The 21,572-nt window shown below is 68.8% G+C and carries 30 protein-coding genes; 5 read left to right on the forward strand and 25 right to left on the reverse strand.

Going from position 1 to position 21,572, the window contains the following annotated elements:
* Nucleotides 1–231: 231 nt before the first annotated feature.
* From rplO to rpsJ, 21 genes are all read right to left on the reverse strand, one after another.
* Nucleotides 232–687 (reverse strand): 50S ribosomal protein L15, encoded by a 456-nt coding sequence (gene rplO / locus ACWDR0_RS08620; protein ID WP_456350912.1) that lies wholly within the window; start codon nucleotides 685–687, stop codon nucleotides 232–234.
* Between the two features lies 1 nt (nucleotide 688).
* Nucleotides 689–871 (reverse strand): 50S ribosomal protein L30, encoded by a 183-nt coding sequence (rpmD, locus tag ACWDR0_RS08625; protein WP_005313525.1) that lies wholly within the window; start codon nucleotides 869–871, stop codon nucleotides 689–691.
* Nucleotides 871–1,476, reverse strand: coding sequence for a 30S ribosomal protein S5 (gene rpsE, locus ACWDR0_RS08630; RefSeq protein ID WP_030201551.1), 606 nt, complete (start codon nucleotides 1,474–1,476; stop codon nucleotides 871–873). The genes rpmD and rpsE overlap by 1 nt, the downstream gene beginning before the upstream one ends.
* Before the next feature lie 45 nt (nucleotides 1,477–1,521).
* Nucleotides 1,522–1,905, reverse strand: coding sequence for a 50S ribosomal protein L18 (gene rplR, locus ACWDR0_RS08635; protein WP_456350913.1), 384 nt, complete (start codon nucleotides 1,903–1,905; stop codon nucleotides 1,522–1,524).
* Between the two features lie 3 nt (nucleotides 1,906–1,908).
* On the reverse strand, nucleotides 1,909–2,448 hold the full coding sequence (rplF, locus tag ACWDR0_RS08640) for a 50S ribosomal protein L6 (RefSeq protein WP_366256966.1): 540 nt from the start codon (nucleotides 2,446–2,448) through the stop codon (nucleotides 1,909–1,911).
* A 21-nt stretch (nucleotides 2,449–2,469) separates the two neighbouring features.
* Complete coding sequence (gene rpsH, locus ACWDR0_RS08645; RefSeq protein ID WP_456350914.1) at nucleotides 2,470–2,868, reverse strand: 30S ribosomal protein S8; 399 nt, start codon at nucleotides 2,866–2,868, stop codon at nucleotides 2,470–2,472.
* A 211-nt stretch (nucleotides 2,869–3,079) separates the two neighbouring features.
* Nucleotides 3,080–3,265 carry a type Z 30S ribosomal protein S14 gene (locus ACWDR0_RS08650; protein ID WP_003956452.1) on the reverse strand — a complete coding sequence of 62 codons (186 nt, stop codon included), beginning with the start codon at nucleotides 3,263–3,265 and terminating at the stop codon, nucleotides 3,080–3,082.
* 5 nt (nucleotides 3,266–3,270) lie between these two features.
* On the reverse strand, nucleotides 3,271–3,828 hold the full coding sequence (rplE, locus tag ACWDR0_RS08655; protein WP_456350915.1) for a 50S ribosomal protein L5: 558 nt from the start codon (nucleotides 3,826–3,828) through the stop codon (nucleotides 3,271–3,273).
* Nucleotides 3,828–4,151 (reverse strand): 50S ribosomal protein L24, encoded by a 324-nt coding sequence (gene rplX, locus ACWDR0_RS08660; protein WP_006347224.1) that lies wholly within the window; start codon nucleotides 4,149–4,151, stop codon nucleotides 3,828–3,830. The genes rplE and rplX overlap by 1 nt, the downstream gene beginning before the upstream one ends.
* Nucleotides 4,152–4,153: 2 nt before the next feature.
* Nucleotides 4,154–4,522 carry a 50S ribosomal protein L14 gene (gene rplN / locus ACWDR0_RS08665; RefSeq protein WP_003956455.1) on the reverse strand — a complete coding sequence of 123 codons (369 nt, stop codon included), beginning with the start codon at nucleotides 4,520–4,522 and terminating at the stop codon, nucleotides 4,154–4,156.
* Between the two features lie 98 nt (nucleotides 4,523–4,620).
* Complete coding sequence (gene rpsQ, locus ACWDR0_RS08670) at nucleotides 4,621–4,899, reverse strand: 30S ribosomal protein S17 (RefSeq protein ID WP_456350916.1); 279 nt, start codon at nucleotides 4,897–4,899, stop codon at nucleotides 4,621–4,623.
* Nucleotides 4,899–5,123, reverse strand: coding sequence for a 50S ribosomal protein L29 (gene rpmC, locus ACWDR0_RS08675; protein ID WP_351565954.1), 225 nt, complete (start codon nucleotides 5,121–5,123; stop codon nucleotides 4,899–4,901). Before rpmC ends, rpsQ begins: the two co-directional genes overlap by 1 nt.
* The gene (rplP, locus tag ACWDR0_RS08680; RefSeq protein WP_146481841.1) at nucleotides 5,123–5,542 is read right to left on the reverse strand and encodes a 50S ribosomal protein L16; all 420 of its coding nucleotides are present in this window, start codon (nucleotides 5,540–5,542) and stop codon (nucleotides 5,123–5,125) included. The genes rpmC and rplP overlap by 1 nt, the downstream gene beginning before the upstream one ends.
* A 5-nt stretch (nucleotides 5,543–5,547) precedes the next feature.
* Nucleotides 5,548–6,378, reverse strand: coding sequence for a 30S ribosomal protein S3 (gene rpsC / locus ACWDR0_RS08685; RefSeq protein ID WP_402584503.1), 831 nt, complete (start codon nucleotides 6,376–6,378; stop codon nucleotides 5,548–5,550).
* On the reverse strand, nucleotides 6,378–6,725 hold the full coding sequence (rplV, locus tag ACWDR0_RS08690; RefSeq protein ID WP_006347229.1) for a 50S ribosomal protein L22: 348 nt from the start codon (nucleotides 6,723–6,725) through the stop codon (nucleotides 6,378–6,380). Before rplV ends, rpsC begins: the two co-directional genes overlap by 1 nt.
* Before the next feature lie 52 nt (nucleotides 6,726–6,777).
* Nucleotides 6,778–7,059 carry a 30S ribosomal protein S19 gene (gene rpsS, locus ACWDR0_RS08695; protein WP_003948639.1) on the reverse strand — a complete coding sequence of 94 codons (282 nt, stop codon included), beginning with the start codon at nucleotides 7,057–7,059 and terminating at the stop codon, nucleotides 6,778–6,780.
* Nucleotides 7,060–7,071: 12 nt separating this feature from the next.
* Nucleotides 7,072–7,908, reverse strand: coding sequence for a 50S ribosomal protein L2 (rplB, locus tag ACWDR0_RS08700; RefSeq protein WP_456350917.1), 837 nt, complete (start codon nucleotides 7,906–7,908; stop codon nucleotides 7,072–7,074).
* A 51-nt stretch (nucleotides 7,909–7,959) separates the two neighbouring features.
* The gene (gene rplW / locus ACWDR0_RS08705) at nucleotides 7,960–8,292 is read right to left on the reverse strand and encodes a 50S ribosomal protein L23 (RefSeq protein ID WP_006347231.1); all 333 of its coding nucleotides are present in this window, start codon (nucleotides 8,290–8,292) and stop codon (nucleotides 7,960–7,962) included.
* Nucleotides 8,292–8,945, reverse strand: coding sequence for a 50S ribosomal protein L4 (gene rplD, locus ACWDR0_RS08710; RefSeq protein ID WP_146481837.1), 654 nt, complete (start codon nucleotides 8,943–8,945; stop codon nucleotides 8,292–8,294). The genes rplW and rplD overlap by 1 nt, the downstream gene beginning before the upstream one ends.
* Nucleotides 8,946–8,951: 6 nt before the next feature.
* Nucleotides 8,952–9,596: a 50S ribosomal protein L3 gene (gene rplC, locus ACWDR0_RS08715; RefSeq protein WP_006347233.1), complete on the reverse strand. Its 645-nt coding sequence runs from the start codon at nucleotides 9,594–9,596 to the stop codon at nucleotides 8,952–8,954.
* A gap of 14 nt (nucleotides 9,597–9,610) precedes the next feature.
* Nucleotides 9,611–9,919 carry a 30S ribosomal protein S10 gene (gene rpsJ / locus ACWDR0_RS08720; RefSeq protein ID WP_003948644.1) on the reverse strand — a complete coding sequence of 103 codons (309 nt, stop codon included), beginning with the start codon at nucleotides 9,917–9,919 and terminating at the stop codon, nucleotides 9,611–9,613.
* A gap of 583 nt (nucleotides 9,920–10,502) precedes the next feature.
* Between rpsJ and ACWDR0_RS08725 the strand changes: the two genes are divergently transcribed.
* From ACWDR0_RS08725 to ACWDR0_RS08745, 5 genes are all read left to right on the forward strand, one after another.
* Nucleotides 10,503–12,275 (forward strand): RNA ligase family protein, encoded by a 1,773-nt coding sequence (locus tag ACWDR0_RS08725; protein WP_456350918.1) that lies wholly within the window; start codon nucleotides 10,503–10,505, stop codon nucleotides 12,273–12,275.
* Nucleotides 12,262–13,401, forward strand: a complete 1,140-nt coding sequence (locus ACWDR0_RS08730) for an RNA repair domain-containing protein (protein ID WP_456350919.1) — start codon at nucleotides 12,262–12,264, stop codon at nucleotides 13,399–13,401. The genes ACWDR0_RS08725 and ACWDR0_RS08730 overlap by 14 nt, the downstream gene beginning before the upstream one ends.
* Nucleotides 13,402–13,454: 53 nt before the next feature.
* Complete coding sequence (locus tag ACWDR0_RS08735) at nucleotides 13,455–14,090, forward strand: hypothetical protein (protein ID WP_456350920.1); 636 nt, start codon at nucleotides 13,455–13,457, stop codon at nucleotides 14,088–14,090.
* Nucleotides 14,091–14,099: 9 nt separating this feature from the next.
* On the forward strand, nucleotides 14,100–14,363 hold the full coding sequence (locus ACWDR0_RS08740; RefSeq protein ID WP_456350921.1) for a hypothetical protein: 264 nt from the start codon (nucleotides 14,100–14,102) through the stop codon (nucleotides 14,361–14,363).
* A 285-nt stretch (nucleotides 14,364–14,648) separates the two neighbouring features.
* Nucleotides 14,649–16,868, forward strand: coding sequence for a PIG-L family deacetylase (locus ACWDR0_RS08745; protein WP_456350922.1), 2,220 nt, complete (start codon nucleotides 14,649–14,651; stop codon nucleotides 16,866–16,868).
* Nucleotides 16,869–17,004: 136 nt separating this feature from the next.
* On the opposite strand, the gene tuf is transcribed toward ACWDR0_RS08745, so the two are convergent.
* The 4 genes from tuf to rpsL all read right to left on the reverse strand — a co-directional run bounded on the left by tuf (nucleotide 17,005) and on the right by rpsL (nucleotide 21,360).
* Entirely contained in the window at nucleotides 17,005–18,198 is a 1,194-nt protein-coding gene (gene tuf / locus ACWDR0_RS08750) for an elongation factor Tu (protein WP_456350923.1), read from the reverse strand.
* A 152-nt stretch (nucleotides 18,199–18,350) separates the two neighbouring features.
* Nucleotides 18,351–20,477, reverse strand: a complete 2,127-nt coding sequence (gene fusA, locus ACWDR0_RS08755) for an elongation factor G (RefSeq protein WP_456350924.1) — start codon at nucleotides 20,475–20,477, stop codon at nucleotides 18,351–18,353.
* A gap of 38 nt (nucleotides 20,478–20,515) precedes the next feature.
* The gene (gene rpsG / locus ACWDR0_RS08760) at nucleotides 20,516–20,986 is read right to left on the reverse strand and encodes a 30S ribosomal protein S7 (protein WP_006347241.1); all 471 of its coding nucleotides are present in this window, start codon (nucleotides 20,984–20,986) and stop codon (nucleotides 20,516–20,518) included.
* 2 nt (nucleotides 20,987–20,988) lie between these two features.
* Complete coding sequence (rpsL, locus tag ACWDR0_RS08765) at nucleotides 20,989–21,360, reverse strand: 30S ribosomal protein S12 (protein ID WP_003948652.1); 372 nt, start codon at nucleotides 21,358–21,360, stop codon at nucleotides 20,989–20,991.
* Between the last annotated feature and the right edge of the window lie 212 nt (nucleotides 21,361–21,572).

Genomic DNA, 21,572 nt, shown 5'->3' on the forward strand with positions numbered 1-21,572 from the left:
CTGCGTCAGAGGTGACGGTCTTGAGGATCGACGGATACTTGTCAGTTGACTAACAGCGAACCGCCCGGCCAGGTTCCCGGTGGAGAACAGGCCGTACGGATTTCTTCACAGCAGTGTGACGCCGCCACCTTACCGGCGAGGGCGCCACCCTAGGAACGACCAACCGGGGATGCCCCTTTTGGGAGGCATCCCCGGTCGGTGATTCAGCCTTCAGCGGCCACGGAACAGGTCTCAGACCAGCTCGGTGACGGAACCGCCGGCCGCGGTGATCTTCTCCTTGGCGGAGCCGGAGACGGCGTCGACCGTCACCTGCAGCGCCACGGAGATCTCGCCCTGTCCGAGCACCTTGACGAGCTGGTTCTTGCGAACGGCGCCCTTGGCGACCAGATCGGCAACCGTGACCTCGCCACCCTCGGGGTAGAGCGCGGCCAGCTTGTCGAGGTTCACGACCTGGTACTCGGTGCGGAACGGGTTCTTGAAGCCCTTGAGCTTCGGGAGGCGCATGTGGAGGGGCATCTGCCCACCCTCGAAGCGCTCCGGAACCTGGTAACGGGCCTTGGTGCCCTTGGTACCACGACCGGCCGTCTTACCCTTCGACGCCTCACCACGACCGACACGGGTCTTGGCGGTCTTGGCGCCGGGGGCGGGACGGAGGTTGTGGACCTTCAGCGGGTTCTGCTCCGCCATGTCAGTCGACCTCCTCGACCGTCACGAGGTGGCGGACGGTGTGCACCATGCCGCGGAACTCGGGGCGGTCCTCCTTGACAACCACGTCGTTCAGGCGCTTGAGCCCGAGCGAACGCAGGGTGTCGCGGTGGTTCTGCTTGCTGCCGATGTACGACTTCGTCTGCGTGATCTTGAGGCGGGCCATTACGCACCCGCTCCCGCACGCGCACGAAGCAGAGCCGCGGGGGCGACGTCCTCGAGCGGCAGACCGCGGCGGGCCGCGATCTCCTCGGGACGCTGCAGGCCCTTGAGGGCCTCCACGGTCGCGTGCACGATGTTGATCGCGTTGTCGGAGCCGAGCGACTTCGACAGGATGTCGTGCACTCCGGCGCACTCCAGGACGGCGCGCACCGGGCCACCGGCGATAACACCCGTACCGGGGGAAGCAGGCTTCAGCAGGACGACGCCCGCGGCCTTCTCGCCCTGGATGGGGTGCGGGATGGTGCCCTGGATACGGGGGACCTTGAAGAAGTGCTTCTTGGCCTCCTCAACACCCTTGGCGATGGCGGCCGGCACCTCCTTGGCCTTGCCGTAGCCGACACCCACGGTGCCGTCACCGTCGCCCACCACGACCAGCGCGGTGAAGCTGAAGCGGCGACCACCCTTGACAACCTTGGCGACGCGGTTGATCGCGACGACGCGCTCAACGTACGCGGTCTTCTCGGCGGCGGCGGCGCCGCCGTCACGGCCCTTCCGGTCCCGCCGCTCGCCGCCACCGGCACCGCTTCCGCGGCGCTGGGGTCCAGCCATTGGATTACCTCTCTCTGTTACGTCCGTTAGTCCCGGAACCGGGGCTTAGAACTTCAGCCCGGCTTCGCGGGCGGCGTCAGCCAGAGCGGCAATGCGCCCGGCGTACCTGTTGCCACCACGGTCGAACACGACAGCCTCGACGCCGGCGGCCTTGGCGCGCTCGGCGACCAGGGAGCCGACCTGCTTGGCCTGGGCGCTCTTGTCGCCCTCGCCACCGCGGATCGAGACGTCCAGGGTCGACGCCGACGCGAGCGTGTGGCCCGCGATGTCGTCGATGACCTGCGCCACGATGTTGCGGTTGGAACGCGTCACGACCAGGCGCGGACGCTCCGGCGTACCGGAGACGTGCTTGCGAACACGGATGTGGCGTCGCTTGATGGCGGCGCGCTTGTACGCGTCGCCCTTAGCAATCTTGACACCGTATGCCATGGCTTACTTACCCGCCTTTCCGACCTTGCGGCGGATGACCTCGCCCGCGTACTTGACGCCCTTGGCCTTGTACGGGTCGGGCTTCCGCAGCTTGCGGATGTTCGCGGCGACCTCGCCGACCTTCTGCTTGTCGATGCCCTCGACCGAGAACTTGGTCGGCGACTCGACCTTGAAGGAGATCCCCTCGGGGGCCTCCACCAGGATCGGGTGGCTGTAGCCGAGCTGGAACTCCAGGTTGGAGCCCTTCGCGGCCACGCGGTAACCGACACCGCTGATCTCGAGCGCCTTGGTGTATCCCTGGGTCACACCGGTGATCATGTTCGCCACCAGCGTGCGGGACAGGCCGTGCAGGGCCTTGTTCTGACGCTCGTCGTTGGGACGGGTGACGGCCAGAACGCCGTCCTCGCCCTTAGCGATCTCGATGGGAGCCGCGACGGTGTGCGTGAGGGTGCCCTTGGGCCCCTTCACCGCGACCGTGCGGCCCTCGATGGTGACGTCCACACCGGCGGGAACCTGGATGGGGAGCTTGCCGATACGCGACATTGCTTTTCCTCCGTTCCCGAACTACCAGACGTAGGCGAGGACTTCCCCACCCACGCCCTTCTTCTGCGCCTGCTGGCCGGTCAGGAGGCCGTGGGACGTGGAGATGATCGCCACGCCCAGGCCGCCGAGAACCTTCGGCAGGTTGGTGGACTTCGCGTAAACCCGGAGACCCGGCTTCGAGATCCGCTTGATGCCCGCGATGGAGCGCTCACGGTTCGGGCCGAACTTGAGCTCCAGGACGAGGTTCTTGCCGACCTCGGCGTCCTCGACCTTCCAGCCCGTGATGAAGCCCTCCTGCTGGAGGATCTCCGCGATGTGCGACTTGATCTTGCTGTGCGGCATCGTCACGGCGTCGTGGTACGCCGAGTTCGCATTCCGCAGACGCGTCAGCATGTCTGCGATGGGATCAGTCATGGTCATGAATTGGCCTTCGGCCTCTCTCGCCGGGGTTTCCTGTATGCGCCATCCCTCTCCCCACACAGGGGCGGGACGGGTGCGGCGCGGGGACCTACGGCGTAGTAAGTCGTACGGGCGGCGGGCGCCCAACCCTCCCAGCCTAAGCCATGGAGGGACGGGCTCCCGCCAACCCTTTGCTTACCGAGAGACTCCGGTCATTCCCGAAAAGCGGGAACTACCAGGAGCTCTTGGTCACGCCCGGCAGCTCGCCACGGTGAGCCATCTCACGAAGGCACACGCGGCAGAGGCCGAACTTGCGGTACACGGAGTGCGGACGTCCACAGCGCTGGCAGCGGGTGTACGCGCGCACACCGAACTTGGGCTTGCGGGCGGCCTTGGCAATAAGAGCCTTCTTCGCCATCTCGCTCACGCCTCCTTGAAGGGGAAGCCGAGGTGACGAAGGAGGGCGCGGCCCTCGTCGTCGTTGGTCGCCGTGGTCACCACGGTGATGTCCATACCCCGGACGCGGTCGATCTTGTCCTGGTCGATCTCGTGGAACATGACCTGCTCCGTGAGACCGAAGGTGTAGTTGCCACGGCCGTCGAACTGCTTCGGCGACAGGCCGCGGAAGTCGCGGATGCGCGGCAGCGCCAGCGACAGGGTGCGGTCCAGGAACTCCCACATGCGGTCGCCGCGGAGCGTGACGTGGGCACCGATCGGCTGACCCTCACGCAGCTTGAACTGCGCGATGGACTTCCGGGCCTTGGTCACGGCCGGCTTCTGGCCCGTGATCGTGGTGAGGTCCTTGATGGCACCGTCGATCAGCTTGGAGTCGCGGGCGGCGTCGCCCACACCCATGTTGACCACGATCTTGACGAGGCCGGGAACCTGCATGACGTTCTCGTACGAGAACTCCTCAAGCAGCTTGCCCTTGATTTCCTCGCGGTACTTCGTCTTGAGACGCGGAGTGGTGGTGGTAGCCATCAGATGTCCTCACCCGTCCGCTTGGCAACGCGGATCTTGTTGCCCTCGTCGTCGAAGCGGTAACCGACGCGGGTCACGACCTTCTTGCCGTCCTTCTCCACGACGAGCTGAACGTTGCTCACGTGGACGGGGGCCTCGGTCGTGACGATCCCGCCGGCCTGCGAGGCGCGGCCGGGCTGGTTCGCCTTGGTGTGCTTCTTGACCCGGTTGACACCCTCGACCAGAACACGGTCCTCGCGGGGGAAGGCCGCGATGACCTTGCCCTGCTTGCCCTTGTCCTTACCGGTGATGACCTGGACCAGGTCGCCCTTCTTGATCTTCATGCTTACAGCACCTCCGGCGCGAGCGAGATGATCTTCATGAACTTCTTCTCGCGCAGCTCACGGCCCACCGGGCCGAAGATACGGGTGCCGCGAGGGTCGCCGTCGTTCTTCAGAATGACGGCGGCGTTCTCGTCGAAGCGGATGTACGAGCCGTCCTGGCGGCGGCGCTCCTTGACGGTGCGAACGATGACCGCCTTGACGACGTCACCCTTCTTCACGTTGCCACCGGGGATCGCGTCCTTGACGGTGGCGACGATGACGTCACCGATGCCCGCGTAGCGGCGGCCCGAACCACCGAGAACACGGATGCAAAGGATCTCCTTGGCACCAGTGTTGTCGGCGACACGCAGCCGCGACTCCTGCTGGATCACGTCTTATCTCCTGTTTGTCTGCCGGTTCCCCGGGGGCCGCTGTTCAGAGCGGCCCCCGGAGCCTGGCGGAACTGACCCGAGGGAAAGCCCTCGGGCGATTACTTGGCCTTCTCGAGGATCTCGACGACGCGCCAGTGCTTGCTGGCGGACAGCTTCCGGGTCTCCATCAGGAGGACACGGTCGCCGACGCCGGCGGCGTTCTGCTCGTCGTGGGCCTTGAGCTTGTTCGTACGGCGGATGACCTTGCCGTACAGAGCGTGCTTGACGCGGTCCTCGACAGCGACGACGACGGTCTTGTCCATCTTGTCGCTGACGACCAGGCCCTCACGGGTCTTGCGTGCGTTGCGCTCGTTCTCAGTCACGTTGTTCTCGCTCATCAGGCGTTCTCCACCGTTTCGATGCCCAGCTCGCGCTCGCGCATCAGGGTGTAGATCCGCGCGATGTCCTTGCGGACGGCCTTCAGCCGGCCGTGGTTCTCGAGCTGTCCGGTCGCCGCCTGGAAGCGGAGGTTGAACAGCTCTTCCTTGGCCTCGCGGAGCTTGTTCACCAGCTCCTCGTTGCCCAGCTCGCGCAGCTCGGACGCCTTGGTTCCGGCCGACATCACGCCTCACCTGCCTCGCGCCGAACGATGCGGCACTTCATCGGAAGCTTGTGAGCAGCGCGGGTGAGCGCCTCACGAGCAGTCTTCTCGTTCGGGTAGGACAGCTCGAACATCACCCGACCGGGCTTGACGTTCGCGATCCACCACTCGGGGGAACCCTTACCGGAACCCATGCGGGTCTCGGCGGGCTTCTTCGTCAGCGGACGGTCCGGGTAGATGTTGATCCAGACCTTGCCGCCACGCTTGATGTGGCGGGTCATCGCGATACGAGCCGCCTCGATCTGGCGGTTGGTCACGTACGCCGGCGTGAGGGCCTGGATGCCGTACTCGCCGAACGCAACCGTCGTACCACCCTTGGCCATACCACTGCGCTTGGGGTGGTGCTGCTTGCGGTGCTTGACCCTACGGGGGATCAGCATTTCGGTCAGGCCTCCGTTCCGGTGCTCTCAGCCGGAGCAGCGGCAGCAGCCTCGGCCTTGGGGGCCTCGGCAGCGGCGTTCTGCTGCGGCTTGCGGCCGCGGCCGCCACGCTCGCCACCACGGCCACCACGGCCGGCCGGGCGGTCGGCACCGCCACGGGCCGGGCGGTTGCCGGCACGGGCGGCGGCGTTCTCGGCGCGGACCTCGGCGATGTTCTTGACGTCGCCCTTGTAGATCCAGACCTTCACGCCGATGCGGCCGAAGGTGGTCTTGGCCTCGAAGAAGCCGTACTCGACGTTCGCGCGGAGCGTGTGCAGCGGCACACGGCCCTCGCGGTAGAACTCCGAGCGGGACATCTCGGCGCCGCCGAGACGGCCACCGCACTGGATCTTGATGCCCTTGGCGCCCGCCTTCATGGCGGACTGCATGCTCTTCCGCATGGCGCGGCGGAAGGACACACGGGAGGACAGCTGCTCGGCCACGGCCTGGGCCACGAGCTGGGCGTCCACCTCGGGGTTCTTGACCTCGAGGATGTTGAGCTGCACCTGCTTGCCGGTGAGCTTCTCGAGGTCGCCGCGGATGCGGTCGGCCTCGGCGCCACGGCGGCCGATGACGATGCCCGGACGCGCGGTGTGGATGTCCACCCGCACGCGGTCCCGGGTGCGCTCGATCTCGACCTTGGAGATGCCGGCGCGCTCCATGCCGGACGTCATCATCCGGCGGATGGCGACGTCTTCCTTGACGTAGTCCTTGTACAGCTTGTCGGCGTACCAGCGGGACTTGAAGTCCGTGGTGATACCGAGCCGGAACCCATGCGGGTTAACCTTCTGGCCCATTACCGGGTTCCTTCCTTGCTGCTGACGACCACGGTGATGTGGCTGGTCCGCTTACGGATCCGGTAGGCACGGCCCTGGGCACGCGGACGGAACCGCTTCAGGGTCGGGCCCTCGTCCACATACGCCTCGCTGATGAACAGCGAAGAGGCGTCCGGGTGGTCGTAGTTGTGCGCGGCGTTGGCGATGGCGCTGTCCAGCACCTTGCCGACGGGCTCACTCGCGGCCTGCGGGGCGAAACGCAGGACCGCCTGAGCCTCCGTGGCGTCCATGCCACGGATGAGGTCCACCACGCGGCGGGCCTTCATGGGCGTGACGCGGATGTACCGCGCCTGGGCCCTGGCTTCCATGGTTGTCCCTTCAGTGTCTGACACGTTCGTCATAGTCGTTCACACCCCGCTGTTAGCGGCGCTTCGACTTCCGGTCGTCCTTGACGTGGCCGCGGAAGGTGCGCGTCGGCGAGAACTCGCCGAGCTTGTGGCCGACCATCGACTCGGTGACGAACACCGGGATGTGGGTCTTGCCGTTGTGCACCGCGATCGTGTGGCCGAGCATGGCCGGGACGATCATCGAGCGACGGGACCAGGTCTTGATGACGTTCTTGGTGCCTGCTTCGTTCTGGACATCCACCTTCTTGATCAGGTGGTCGTCGACGAAGGGCCCCTTCTTGAGACTGCGCGGCATCTAAACCCGCTCCTAGCGCTTCTTGTTCGTCTTGCGGCGGCGGACGATGTACTTGTTGCTCGCCTTCTTGGGAGAACGAGTACGACCCTCCTTCTGACCCCACGGGCTGACCGGGTGGCGACCACCGGAGGTCTTGCCCTCACCACCACCGTGCGGGTGGTCAACCGGGTTCATCGCGACACCGCGGACGGTCGGGCGAACGCCCTTCCAGCGCATACGGCCGGCCTTGCCCCAGTTGATGTTCGACTGCTCGGCGTTGCCGACCTCGCCGATGGTGGCGCGGCAGCGGACGTCGACCAGGCGGATCTCACCGGACGGCATCCGGAGGTGGGCCATGGCCCCCTCCTTCGCCAGCAGCTGCACGGAGGCACCCGCGGAGCGGGCGAACTTCGCGCCGCCGCCGGGCCGCAGCTCGATGGCGTGGATGGTCGTACCGACCGGGATGTTGCGCAGCGCCAGGTTGTTGCCGGGCTTGATGTCGGCGCCCGGACCGTTCTCGATCCGGTCGCCCTGGTTCAGGCCACGGGGGGCGATGATGTAGCGCTTCTCGCCGTCCGCGTAGTGGAGCAGCGCGATGCGCGCGGTGCGGTTCGGGTCGTACTCGATGTGCGCGACCTTCGCCGGCACGCCGTCCTTGTCGTGACGACGGAAGTCGATCACTCGGTAGGCGCGCTTGTGGCCACCGCCCTGGTGGCGGACGGTCACACGACCGGTGTTGTTACGGCCGCCCTTGCTGTGCAGGGGGCGGACCAGCGACTTCTCCGGCGTGGACCGCGTGATCTCGACGAAGTCGGCGACGCTGGAGCCACGACGGCCCGGGGTCGTCGGCTTGTACTTGCGGATACCCATTGTCTCTCAGTCCTCGGAAGAATCCGGACTATCTGGACGTCCCTACCTCCGTCAGGAGGTGGGGCCGCCGAAGATGTCGATGCGGTCGCCCTCGGCGAGGGTCACGATGGCGCGCTTGGTGTTGGCGCGCTTGCCGAAACCGGTGCGGGTGCGCTTGCGCTTGCCCTGGCGGTTGATCGTGTTGACCCCGGTGACCTTGACCGAGAAGACCGCCTCGACGGCCTGCTTGATCTGGGTCTTGTTGGCGCGCGGGTCGACGACGAACGTGTACTTGTTCTCGTCCAGCAGCGCGTAGCTCTTCTCGGAGACAACCGGCTTGACCAGGAGGTCGCGCGGGTCCGTGAAGGTCTTGCTGGTGACGACAGCCGTGGTGTTCTCGGACATCAGGCGTCGCTCCCTTCGGTCTCGACGGCCTTGGCGGGCCCGGACACGAAGGACTCGAAAGCGGCCTGGGTGAAGACCACGTCGTCGGAGACGAGCACGTCGTACGTGTTCAGCTGGCCCGGCTCCAGGATGTGCACCTGGGGCAGGTTGCGGGCGGACAGCCACGCGGCCTCGTCGGAGCGCTCGACGACCAGGAGCAGGTTCTTCCGCTCCGAGATCTTGCCGAACAGCGTCTTGGCGGCCTTGGTGGAGGTCGCACCCTCGATCACGCCGGAGACGACGTGAATGCGGGAGTGGCGGGCCCGGTCGGTGAGGGCACCGCGGAGGGCGGCGGCCTTCATCTTCTTCGGGGTCCGCTGCGAGTAGTCACGCGGCACGGGGCCGTGGACGACGCCACCGCCGGCGAACTGCGGGGCGCGGGTCGAACCCTGACGGGCGCGGCCGGTGCCCTTCTGGCGGTAGGGCTTCTTGCCACCACCACGGACCTCGCCACGCGTCTTCACCTTGTGCGTGCCCTGGCGGGCAGCGGCGAGCTGCGCGACGACGACCTGGTGGATCAGCGGGATGCTGACCTTGGCGTCGAAGATCTCGGCCGGGAGCTCGACGGTCCCGGTCTTGTCGCCGGCGGGCGACAGAATGTCAATGGTGCTCATAGTCCCTTAGGCCCCCTTGGCCGCGGTGCGGACCAGGACGAGGCCGCCGTTCGGACCAGGAACCGCGCCCTTGATGAGGAGCAGGCCCTTCTCCGCGTCAACGGCGTGAACGGTCAGGTTCTGGGTGGTGACGCGCTCGTTGCCCATGCGGCCCGCCATGCGGAGGCCCTTGAACACACGGCCCGGGGTGGCGCAGCCACCGATGGAACCGGGCGAGCGGTGCTTGCGCTGGGTGCCGTGACCGGCGCCGAGGCCCTTGAAGTTGTGACGCTTCATGACACCGGCGAAGCCCTTGCCCTTGCTCTTGCCCGTGACGTCGACCTTGACGCCGGACTCGAACACCTCGGCCGTGATCTCCTGGCCGAGCGTGTACTCGGCGGCGTCGGAGGTACGGAGCTCCACCAGGTGGCGGCGGGGGGTCACGTCGGCCTTGGCGAAGTGGCCCTTGAGGGGCTTGTTCACCTTGCGCGGGTCGATCTCGCCGAAGGCGATCTGGACCGACTCGTAGCCGTCACGGTCATTCGTACGGACCTGGGTAACGACACAGGGCCCGGCCTTGACGACGGTCACCGGGACGACACGGTTGTTGTCGTCCCAGACCTGGGTCATGCCGAGCTTCTCGCCCAGGACGCCCTTGATCTGCTTTGCCATCTCTTCCGCGCCTCTCAGAGCTTGATCTCGATGTCAACGCCGGCCGGAAGGTCCAGGCGCATCAGCGAGTCAACGGTCTTGGGCGTCGGGTCGAGGATGTCGATCAGGCGCTTGTGCGTACGCATCTCGAAGTGCTCGCGCGAGTCCTTGTACTTGTGCGGCGACTTGATGACGCAGTACACGTTCTTCTCAGTGGGCAGCGGCACCGGGCCCGCGACCGACGCACCAGTACGGGTCACCGTCTCGACGATCTTCTTCGCCGAAGAGTCGATGACCTCGTGGTCGTAGGCCTTGAGCCGGATGCGGATCTTCTGTCCCGCCATGGCTACTCAGTAGTCCTGTCTCTTTGTAACGCTCTGGAACCCGATGGGCTGTTAAGGCTCTCTCCGACCCCCGCGGTCGGGCGTGTCGCACTCCCTCTACGCAGATGTCCCAGGGGACATCCCAACCAAGGGGGTGCGGGCTCGGCCCGCGTGCCGGGGGAGAACCACCCACCGGGTGCCTGGCCGGTACCCCGCTGACACTTCCCGGAAGATTCCCGTACGTCCGTCCCAGCGCTGCCGTACGGCCCTGACGGGCCTTGGGGCAGTTGGGACGACGAGTACTGTGGGACTCGCTTCCGGTCCTCCCGGCGGGAGGCGCGCAGCATCGGCACTCAACCGAGCAACCCGGATAGTCTGCCATACGGGGCAGGGCCCTGGCCAATCGAGCCGAAGAGCGTACCCCGCGAGCTTCCCATGTCAAACCTCGGCGGACCCCGGCGAGCCGCCGCGGCTACCGGAGGCATCCGGAGGCCTCACCTCCGCCCGGGGCGGCCCGCGAAAGGGCCCGGGGGGTAATTCGTTCGAACCCCACCCCTTCCGGTTCCTACAGTGGGCGGCCACATCACCGGCCGGGGGGCTCCTCATGCGTACGCACTATCCACGCACCCCGCATCTGCCCTGGTCACCGGGCGCGACCCCGGACGACGTACGGAACACGGGACCGGCGGCCCTCACCGGGCGCGAGATCGTCGTCACCGAGAAGCTGGACGGCGAGAACACCACGCTGTACCGGGACGGGCTGCACGCCCGCTCCCCCGACTCCGGCCACCACCCCTCCCGGACCTGGGTGAAGGCCCTCCAGGGGCGGATCGGCCCGGCGGTCCCGGCGGGCTGGCGGATCTGCGGCGAGAACCTGTACGCCCGGCACTCCCTCGCCTACTCCGGCCTCGACGCCTTCTTCTACGGCTTCTCCGTCTGGGACGACCGCGGCCGCTGCCTGCCCTGGGACCGTACGGCCGCCTTTCTGCGCGGCCTCGGCATCCCCGTGCCGCGGGTGCTCTGGCGCGGTGTGTACGACGAGCGGGCGCTGCGCGGGCTGCGGATCGACACCGCCCGGCAGGAGGGCTATGTGGTCCGGACCGCCGACGGCTTCGACGCCGCGGACTTCGGGTGGCGGGTCGCCAAGTGGGTACGGCCCCGGCATGTCCGCACCGACCGCCACTGGATGTACTCCGCCGTGGTCCCGAACGTGCGGGCGCCGGGAGCGGCCCTGTGGGACGTACGGTCCGGTGCCCCGGTGTCCGCGGCGGAGCTGGCGGCGGCCGCGGGGCTCGGCCCGGCGGATCCGGCGGGCGCCGGCGGCACCCCTTCCCGGGCGGCCGTCCCCGGCGGCGGCCCGGTCACGCCTGTCACCCCGTACCCGCTCGGCGATCCCGCCCCCGCCGAAGGGCTCGGGCTGCTCGGGGACGAGCGGCTGACCGCCGCCCTCGGGCTGCTGCTGCACGCCGTCCCGCGCGGCCGGCTCGCCGGGCTGATCGCCCCGGCCACCGGGATGCGCACCGCCCGCCGCACCGCCGACCTGGTGGGGCTGTATCCGAGGCTGCACCGGCCGTTCCCAGACGGGGAGCGCCGCGGCGGCCTGGTCCGGCTGGCGTACGCGGCCGACCCGCGGGTCCTGCACACGGTCGCCGCCGCCCTCGCGCCGACCGCGGAGGCCCGGGAGCAGACCGAGTGGTCGGCGCTGCACGCCGAGGACGCCGGGCTGTTCGAGACGCCCGCGCCCTGGGAGTCGTGGCGTTTCGACGGCCTCCCGCCGCGGGCGGCGGACCGCTGCCGGGCGGAGGCCCGGGAGGCGTACGCCCGGGGCGGGATCGCGGGACCCGAGGGGGCGACGGCGGCGACCTGGCGCTGGCGCGACGGCCGTTTCCCCGAGCTGGTCCAGCTCTGCGGCCCGGCGGGCAGCGGCAAGAGCACCTACGCCCGTACGGTCCGGGCCGACCGGCGGATCTCCCTCGACGCGCTGCGCGAGGAGAACGGCTCCCGTACCGACCAGCGGTCCAACGGCGAGATCCTGCGGCGCGCCCTGGACCGACTGGACGCGGCCCTCGCGGAGGGCGGCACCGTCGTCTGGGACGCCACCTCGCTGGACCGGCGGCAGCGGGCGCCGGTCCGGGCCGTCGCGGCCCGGCACTCCGCGCTGGTCACCCATGCCGTGATGCTGGCCGACCCGGCCGAACTGGTCCGGCGGAACGGGACGCGGGAGCATCCGGTACCGCCCGCGGTCCTCGAACGCCAGCTGCGCCGGTTCACGCCCCCGTACCCCGGGGAGGCGCACCGGACCCGGTGGATCGGCGCGGACGGGACGGTCGGGGACACCGACGGCTACATCCATGGAGGTCCGGATGCGGACGAGTGAGCAGATCTACCACCGGCTCCGGTGGGACACCCGGTTCGACCCGGCCCGCTTCACCGTCGGGATCGCCCGGCGTGGCGGCGAACCCGGGCGCACCCCGCTGACCTCCTTCGTACCGGACGGGGACATCCCCTGGCACCGGATCCTGTTCTTCGAGGCCGACGGGGAACGGGTCTGGGACCGGGCCACCGGCACCGATCGTCTGGACCGTACGGACGCCGGCCGGGCCCGCGCGCCGCGGCGGCTGCTGCCGCCGCTGTTCGAGCCGGTGACCTTCCGGGAAGGGCCCGCCGCAGAGGCCCCGGCCCGGCCCGGCCTGCGGGTACTGACCTGGAACACCCTCTGGGACCGGTACGACGCCGAACACATCGCGACCGCCCGCCGCCGCCCACTGCTGGCGGCCGCGCTGCGGGCCGCCGACGCCGATGTGATCACCCTCCAGGAGGTCGAGGGGCCGCTGTACGACCTGCTGCGGGACGAGGGCTGGACGATGGCTCCGGGGCGCCGCGAGTCCGCCGCGTACGGCCTGCTGGTGCTGAGCAGGCTGCCGGTGCGCGAGGCGGCCCGGCAGGTCCTGGGCGCGCACAAGGCGCTGCTGGCCGTGGTCGTGGAGACCGCCGACGGCCCGCTGACCGTCGCCACCACCCATCTGACCAGCGACCACTCCCCCGGCGCCGCGGCCCGGCGGCGTACCGAGCTGGATGCGGTCGGCGCCGCCCTGGCGGCCGTCCCGGGCGATGTGGTCCTGACCGGCGACTTCAACGACCCCACCGCGCTGCCCGCCGATGCCCTGGGCCTGCGCGACGCCTGGCCGGAGGCCCGTACCCGTACCCCGGGGGATCCCGGTGCCCCGACCTTCGACCCGCGGACCAATCCGCTGGCCGCCGTCGGCTCCCTGACCGGGCTCCCGGGCCGGCTGGACCGGGTCCTGCTCCGCGGCCGCCCGACGGCGGCCCGGGCCGCGCTCACCGGCACCGTCCCGGCTCCGGACGGTCTCCATCTCTCCGACCACTACGGGGTTCTGGCGGCACTGGACCTGGCGGGCCCCGCGACCGGCAACCCCGACTCCACCTCCGCCTCCACCTCCGCCTCCGTCAACAGTCCGGCCGACGATCACCCGTTCGCATGAAGATGCACCATGCGGCATGAATATACGACCCGGATGGCCCTAGCGTCCCCGTCATGGTCACTTCCTCCCATGAGGCCGCACACCGGATCTTCCAGGAGCGACCCGAACTGCTCGCCCCGGTTTTCCGGGCGCTGAGCGTCCCCTTGCCCGAGAAAACCTCCGTCGAGGTTCTTACGGGCGATGTCACCGAGATCCGGCCGCTGGAGCGCCGGGTCGACAGCCTGCTGAGGGTCGAGTCGTCCGACGGCGAGCGGTTTCTGCTGGCCGTCGAGGCGCAGAGCCGGCGCGATCCGGACAAGGCCGCGAGCTGGACGTACTACCTCGCCTATCTGGCGGCGAAGCACCGGATACCGGCACTGCTGCTGGTCGTCTGCCGGGACCGGGCCACCGCGCGCTGGGCGGCGGGACCCTTCACCACCGGAGTGGAGGGCTGGACCGCGCTCAGTACCCGGCCCATGGTCCTGGGGCCGGAGAACCTGCCGGTGATCACCAGCCCGCAGGAGGCGCGGAAGCATCTCGCGCTCGCCACCCTCTCCGCGTTGACCCATACCGCCCACCCGGACACCAACGCCATACTGGAGGCGCTGGCCTCCGCGCTCGGATCCGCCGCAGCCGACGGCGAATCCGGTGACTACTTCACCGAACTGCTGGAAATCGGCCTGGGGGACACCCCGGCCGGGGCTCACTAGAGGAATCTGATGGCCGTAGGCACGTACTTCCCCGGCCGGGGAACCATGCTGGAGAAGTCGTTCCTGAAGGGCGTCGCCGCGGGGCAGGCGGAGGAGCGCTCCCGGCTGATCCTCAGTGTGCTGGAGAAGCGCGGACTCCCCGTCGCCGACGACCACCGGGAGCGGATCGCCGACTGCTCCGACCTCGATGTGCTCGATGTCTGGTGGGACCGGGTGCTCACGGTGACCAGCGCCGAGGAACTGTTCATCGAGGAGTACGAGCCCGGGGACTGACCCCGCCTTCGCAACCCCGCAGCGCCGCACCGGCCGGAGCCGGTGCGGCGCTGTTGCGTGCGGGCCCGCCGGGCTCTGCCCGTAGCGCATAGAACACCCCCGGCGCAACAAAAGTCGCGGAATACGCCTGCCCCGGGCAACCTCGACTCACGATTATCCGTCTAGATGATCGCGGGAGCGGTCCGACCAGCCCTTTCGCCTGATCGAACACATCGCCGGAACGGTATTCAGCACGCCCACGGGGGCAGCCTGCCCGCTGCCGGGGAGCGGACGGAGCGGAACAACATGCATGCAGCACCCACCCCTGCCCCGGTGCGTCCCGGTGACGCCCCGGATCCGGGCGCAACCGGCCGGGAGCGCCGGCCCCGGCGGCGTACGGTGGTCGCCGCGCTGTCGGTGCTCGCCGGGGTGGGCGCGGCGGCCGCGGGCTGCTCGATGCCGCCCGGCCCGGGCTCCGTACCGACCGCCGACCCGGCGCCCGGGATGCCGATAGCGGGCACCCGCCGGGCCCAGCTGATGCAGATCCTCGCCCACCCGGACGACGACCTGTACTTCATGAACCCTGACACCCAGCAGATGCTCGCCGCCGGTGTCCCCCTGGTCTGCGTGTACGTCACCGCGGGCGAGCACAACGGCCGGAACGTGATACCGGGCTCCGACGCCCCGGCCGTCGCCGACCGGCCCGCCTATGCCTCCGCCCGCCACCAGGGGCTGCGGCAGGCGTACGCCACCCTGCTCGGCCTCGACAAGTTCACCCCCTGGACCAAGGGGGTGGCCGCGCTGCGCGGCGACCGGCAGGCCGAGATCAACACCCTCACCAACGGCGACCGCCGGGTCGAGCTGGTCTTCCTCAACCTGCCGATGCACACCCGGCGCCGGCGCAATGCGCTGCCCGGGCTCTGGAAGGACCGCGGGGGTATCGGCGTACAGAGCGTGGTGCCCGCGGACTCGCCGCTGCGCCGCAGCTCCCCGTACACCTACGACGGGCTGATCGACGTCCTCGTGGGGCTGATGGAGCAGTACCGGCCGACGGTCGTGCAGACCCTGGACCCGGACCCCGACATCCAGCACAGCGACGAGAAGACCCGGCGGAAGGACTCGGAGCAGCCCGGCTACTCCGACCACGGTGACCACACCGCCGCCGCCTGCTTCAGCTGGGCCGCGATGGTCCGCTGGGTGCGGGACGCCACCGACGGCGGCGGCCGGGTGCCGGGCTTCGTGGCCACGTCCTTCCGCGGCTACTACAACCGGCACTGGCCCAAGAACCTGCCGCCGCAGGTGCTGCGGGAGAAGGCGGCCCATCTCGTGCCCTACGGCGGCGACCCGGACTGGGCCTGCGGGAATCCGTCCGGCTGCGGCGACTACGCGGTCGGCGGTGTCCGGCCGCTGCGGAACAAGAAGGGCTGGGTCCGCTCCACCCACCACCGCTACCCGGGGCCGCGGCCGGCCGCGGTCGCCGAGAAGGACGGCCGGCTCGCGGCCTACGGCGTTCTGGGGCTGCGCGCGGTGCGCTGGCGCGAGACCGCGCCGGGCAGCCGCCGCTGGACGGAGCCCGCCGATCTCGGCGGCGGCCCGCTCGCCCCCGTACTGGGGCAGACGGTTCTCCCCGACGGAAGGCTGCTGCTGTTCGGGCTGCGGTTCGCCGCGATCGGGGGGCGCGGCGCGGAGAACCGGCGCGAGATCGTCCTGCTGGAGCAGCGCGCCCCCGGCGGCGCCTTCCGCGCCTGGCACGGGCTCGGCAGCCCGGAGCACACCGACGACCGCAGCCGCCGGATCGGCGTGCCGACCGCGGTGACCGGCGGTGACGGGCGGGTGCATCTGTTCGTACGCAACGCGGACAAGGGCATCAGCTGCCGGGTCCGGGCGGCCGACGGTTCCTGGGGCCCCTGGCACGACCTCGGCGGCTCGGACGTCCAGGACGGTCTGTCGGCCGTCGCCGACACCCGGGGCCGGGTGCACGTCTTCGCGGCGGCCCGGCGCGGGGTGCACCACTGGACCCAGGACGAGCCGGGCGGCCCGGTCACCTTCCGGCCGGGCGACGGCAGCGCGCTGCCGACCCCGGGCGACGAGGTCACCGCCGTACCCCTGCCGGCCGGGCGGATCGCGCTCTACTACCGCAGGCCCGCCTCCGCCCGGCTGGTCTCCGTCACCCTCGGCGACCCGCACCCCGACGGCACCACCGAGCCCACGGGCACCACGGGCGCCGGGTACGGGGGTCCGGAGCATCCGGCGGTCCCGGTACGCGCGGTAACCGGTATGGACGGATACGGCCCGGTGGGCGCCGCGGCCCCGGCGGGCACTCCGGTGCTGGTGGGCCGCGACCGGACGGGCCGGGTACAGCTCGTCGGCCGCGCCGGGGGGATCCGGCGCCCCGGCTCCCTCGACTCCCCGTGCCTGGTGGTGGCGGGCTCGTCGGTGGCGGCGGTCGGTATCGACGCGGCGGCCCAGCCCTGGGTGATGCGCCCGGTCGGCACCACGAGCGCCGTCCCGGCGAACGCGCGCTGATCCCGGGGGTACCCCGGCCCGCGGGCCGGACCCCTCACCCGCCCGTTACTGCCCGCCGCACAGCGAAAAGGCCCCGCACCTTCCGGTGCGGGGCCTCTTCTGTGCAGCTCGTTCAGGAGCTACCAGGTCGGATCACTTACTTCGTGATCTTGATAACCTGGCCGGCGCCGACGGTCCGGCCACCCTCACGGATGGCGAACTTGAGGCCCTCCTCCATGGCGACGGGCTGGATCAGCTCGACGGACATGGTGGTGTTGTCGCCCGGCATGACCATCTCGGTGCCCTCGGGGAGGGTCACGACGCCGGTCACGTCCGTGGTACGGAAGTAGAACTGCGGGCGGTAGTTGTTGAAGAACGGGGTGTGACGGCCACCCTCGTCCTTCGACAGGATGTAGGCCTGGGCCTCGAACTCGGTGTGCGGCGTGACCGAACCGGGCTTGATGATGACCTGGCCGCGCTCGACGTCCTCGCGCTTGATGCCACGGAGGAGCAGACCGACGTTCTCACCGGCCTGGCCCTCGTCGAGCAGCTTGCGGAACATCTCGATGCCGGTGACCGTGGTGGTGGTCTTCTCGGTCTTGATGCCGACGATGTCGACGGTCTCGTTGACCTTGAGGACACCACGCTCGATACGGCCGGTGACGACGGTGCCACGACCGGTGATCGTGAAGACGTCCTCGATCGGCATGAGGAACGGCTTGTCGACGTCACGCTCGGGCTGCGGGATGGCCTCGTCCACGGCCTCCATCAGCTTGAGCACGGACTCGCCCCACTCGGCGTCGCCCTCGAGCGCCTTGAGCGCCGAGACCTTGACGACCGGCAGGTCGTCGCCCGGGAACTCGTACTCGGAGAGGAGCTCACGGACCTCGAGCTCGACGAGCTCCAGGATCTCCTCGTCGTCCACCATGTCGGCCTTGTTCAGGGCGACGACGATGTACGGAACGCCGACCTGGCGGGCCAGGAGCACGTGCTCCTTGGTCTGCGGCATCGGGCCGTCGGTGGCGGCGACCACGAGGATGGCGCCGTCCATCTGCGCCGCACCGGTGATCATGTTCTTGATGTAGTCCGCGTGACCCGGGCAGTCGACGTGCGCGTAGTGACGCGACTCCGTCTGGTACTCGACGTGCGCGATGGAGATGGTGATACCGCGCTGGCGCTCTTCCGGCGCCTTGTCGATCTGGTCGAAGGCCGAGGCCTCGTTCAGGTCCGGGTACTTGTCGTGCAGCACCTTGGTAATGGCGGCCGTGAGGGTCGTCTTACCGTGGTCGATGTGACCGATGGTGCCGATGTTGACGTGCGGCTTAGTCCGCTCGAACTTCGCCTTCGCCACTGGGGTCCTCCTGTGGAGTGGTTCTGTACGCCTTACTCATCGGCGCCAGGTGATCTTTGCTGGGATACCGGGGCCCGGGGTATTTCCCACCGGTTCGGCGGGAAATGCCCCGAGAGCTCCGGGAACAAGCCTAAAGCGTTGACTCGGGTGAGTTACTCGCCCTTGGCCTTCGCGATGATCTCCTCGGCGACGTTCCGGGGAACCTCGGCGTAGGAGTCGAACTGCATCGAGTAGCTCGCGCGACCCGACGTCTTGCTGCGGAGGTCGCCGACGTAGCCGAACATCTCCGAGAGCGGCACCAGGCCCTTGACGACCCGGGCACCGGCCCGCTCCTCCATGGCCTGAATCTGGCCACGGCGGGAGTTGATGTCACCGATGACATCGCCCATGTAGTCCTCGGGCGTGGTGACCTCGACGGCCATCATCGGCTCGAGCAGCACGGGGCTGGCCTTGCGCGCGGCCTCCTTGAACGCCTGCGAACCGGCGATCTTGAAGGCGAGCTCGGAGGAGTCGACCTCGTGGTAGGCACCGTCGATGAGGGTGATACGGACACCCGTCATCTCGTAGCCCGCCAGGATGCCGAACTGCATGGCCTCCTGCGCACCCGCGTCCACCGAGGGGATGTACTCCTTGGGGATGCGGCCACCGGTGACCTTGTTCACGAACTCGTACGAGGCGTCGCCGCCCTCGATCGGCTCGATCGCGATCTGCACCTTGGCGAACTGACCGGTACCACCGGTCTGCTTCTTGTGGGTGTAGTCCACGCGCTCGACGGCCTTGCGGATCGTCTCGCGGTACGCGACCTGCGGCTTGCCGACGTTGGCCTCGACCTTGAACTCGCGCCGCATCCGGTCGACCAGCACCTCGAGGTGAAGCTCGCCCATACCGCCGATGACGGTCTGGCCGGTCTCCTCGTTGGTGTGGACCTGGAAGGAGGGGTCCTCCTCCGCCAGGCGCTGGATGGCGACACCCAGCTTCTCCTGGTCGCCCTTGGACTTGGGCTCGATCGCGACCTCGATGACCGGCGCCGGGAAGTCCATGGACTCCAGGATCACCGGGTTCTTCTCGTCCGCGAGCGTCTCACCGGTGGTGGTCTGCTTCAGGCCCATGACGGCGACGATGTCGCCGGCGCCCACCGACTCGATCTCCTCACGCTTGTTGGCGTGCATGCGGTAGATCTTGCCGATGCGCTCCTTGCGGCCCTTCACGGAGTTCAGCACGGCGGTGCCGGACTCCAGACGGCCGGAGTAGACGCGCACGAACGTGAGCTTGCCGAGGTGCGGGTCGCTCATGATCTTGAACGCCAGCGCCGACAGCGGCTCGTCGTCGGACGGCTTGCGCTTGACGACCAGCTCCGCGTCCTTCACGTCGTGGCCCTCGATGGCCTCGACGTCCAGGGGGGAGGGCAGGTAGCGCACGACCGCGTCGAGCAGGGGCTGAACGCCCTTGTTCTTGAACGCGGTGCCACAGAACACCGGGGTGACCGTGATGTCCTTGGACTTGCCGGAGGCGATGGTGATACGACGGATCGCCGCGTAGAGCTGCTCCACCGACGGCTCTTCGCCGTTCAGGTACAGCTCCATCAGCTCGTCGTCGTTCTCGGCCACGGTCTCCAGAAGCTTGCCGCGGTACTCCTCGGCAGCCTCGGTGTGGGTGGCCGGGATGTCGACGATGTCGTACATCTCGCCCTTGGTCGCCTCGGCGGACCAGACGAACGCCTTCATGGTGACCAGGTCGACGACGCCCTTGAAGTCGGCCTCGGCGCCGATCGGGAGCTGCATCACGATCGGCGTCGCGCCCAGGCGGTCGCTGATCATGTCGACGCAGCGGTGGAACTCGGCACCGGTGCGGTCGAGCTTGTTGACGAAGCAGATACGCGGCACGCCGTAGCGGTCCGCCTGACGCCAGACGGTCTCGGACTGCGGCTCGACACCGGCGACACCGTCGAAGACGGTCACGGCGCCGTCGAGGACGCGGAGCGAACGCTCCACCTCGACGGTGAAGTCGACGTGGCCCGGGGTGTCGATGATGTTGATCGTGTGATCGACGTCCTCGAGCGGCCAGTGGCAGGTCGTCGCGGCCGACGTAATCGTGATGCCGCGCTCCTGCTCCTGCTCCATCCAGTCCATCGTGGCAGCGCCGTCGTGGACCTCACCGATCTTGTAGCTCACACCGGTGTAAAACAGGATGCGCTCGGTGGTCGTCGTCTTGCCCGCGTCGATGTGGGCCATGATCCCAATGTTGCGGACCTTGGCCAGGTCAAGCGAAGTGGTGGCCATATGGCTCAGTCTTCTCTCGGTCTCGATGGGGGTAGCGACTACCAGCGGTAGTGCGCGAAGGCCTTGTTGGACTCGGCCATCTTGTGCGTGTCCTCACGCTTCTTGACCGAAGCGCCGAGGCCGTTCGAGGCGTCCAGCAGCTCGTTCATGAGGCGCTCGGTCATGGTCTTCTCGCGACGGGCGCGGGAGTAGCCGACGACCCAGCGCAGCGCGAGGGTGGAGGCGCGACCGGGCTTGACCTCGATCGGCACCTGGTAGGTCGCACCACCGACACGGCGGGACTTGACCTCCAGGGACGGCTTGACGTTCTCCAGAGCACGCTTCAGCGTGATGACCGGGTCGGCGCCGGTCTTCTCACGGAGACCCTCCATGGCGCCGTAGACGATCCGCTCGGCGGTGGAGCGCTTGCCGTTCAGCAGGATCTTGTTGATGAGCGACGTCACCAGAGGAGAGCCGTAGACCGGGTCGATGATGACCGGGCGCTTCGGGGCGGGGCCCTTACGAGGCATTCTTACTTCTCCTTCTTGGCGCCGTAGCGGCTGCGGGCCTGCTTGCGGTTCTTGACACCCTGGGTGTCAAGGGAGCCGCGGATGATCTTGTAGCGAACACCCGGCAGGTCCTTCACACGGCCACCACGCACGAGCACGATGGAGTGCTCCTGCAGGTTGTGTCCCTCACCCGGGATGTAGGCCGTGACCTCGATACCAGAGGTCAGACGCACACGCGCGACCTTACGGAGGGCCGAGTTCGGCTTCTTCGGGGTGGTCGTGAACACACGCGTGCAGACGCCCCGGCGCTGGGGGGAACCCTCGAGCGCGGGCGTCTTGTTCTTCTCGACCTTGTCCTGCCGGCCCTTGCGGACCAACTGCTGGATCGTAGGCACTACTTCTCCGGTTTCTGTGTGCCGTTCGTGAAACTAACCTGGAACGTCACCGACCCACGCGGTCGGGTGTGTCGAAGCTGCGGGGCTCCTCCGCTGAGCGGAGAGGGCGCAGATTGCGGTGGCCGTACGGAGGGCTCGTATGCGGTTGAGGACACGCACAAGAGCCCAGGCACACCCCAGGCACAAGGTCTGAGCGTACCTATCGCACGGAG

The organism is Streptomyces sp. NPDC003691 (assembly GCF_053981115.1).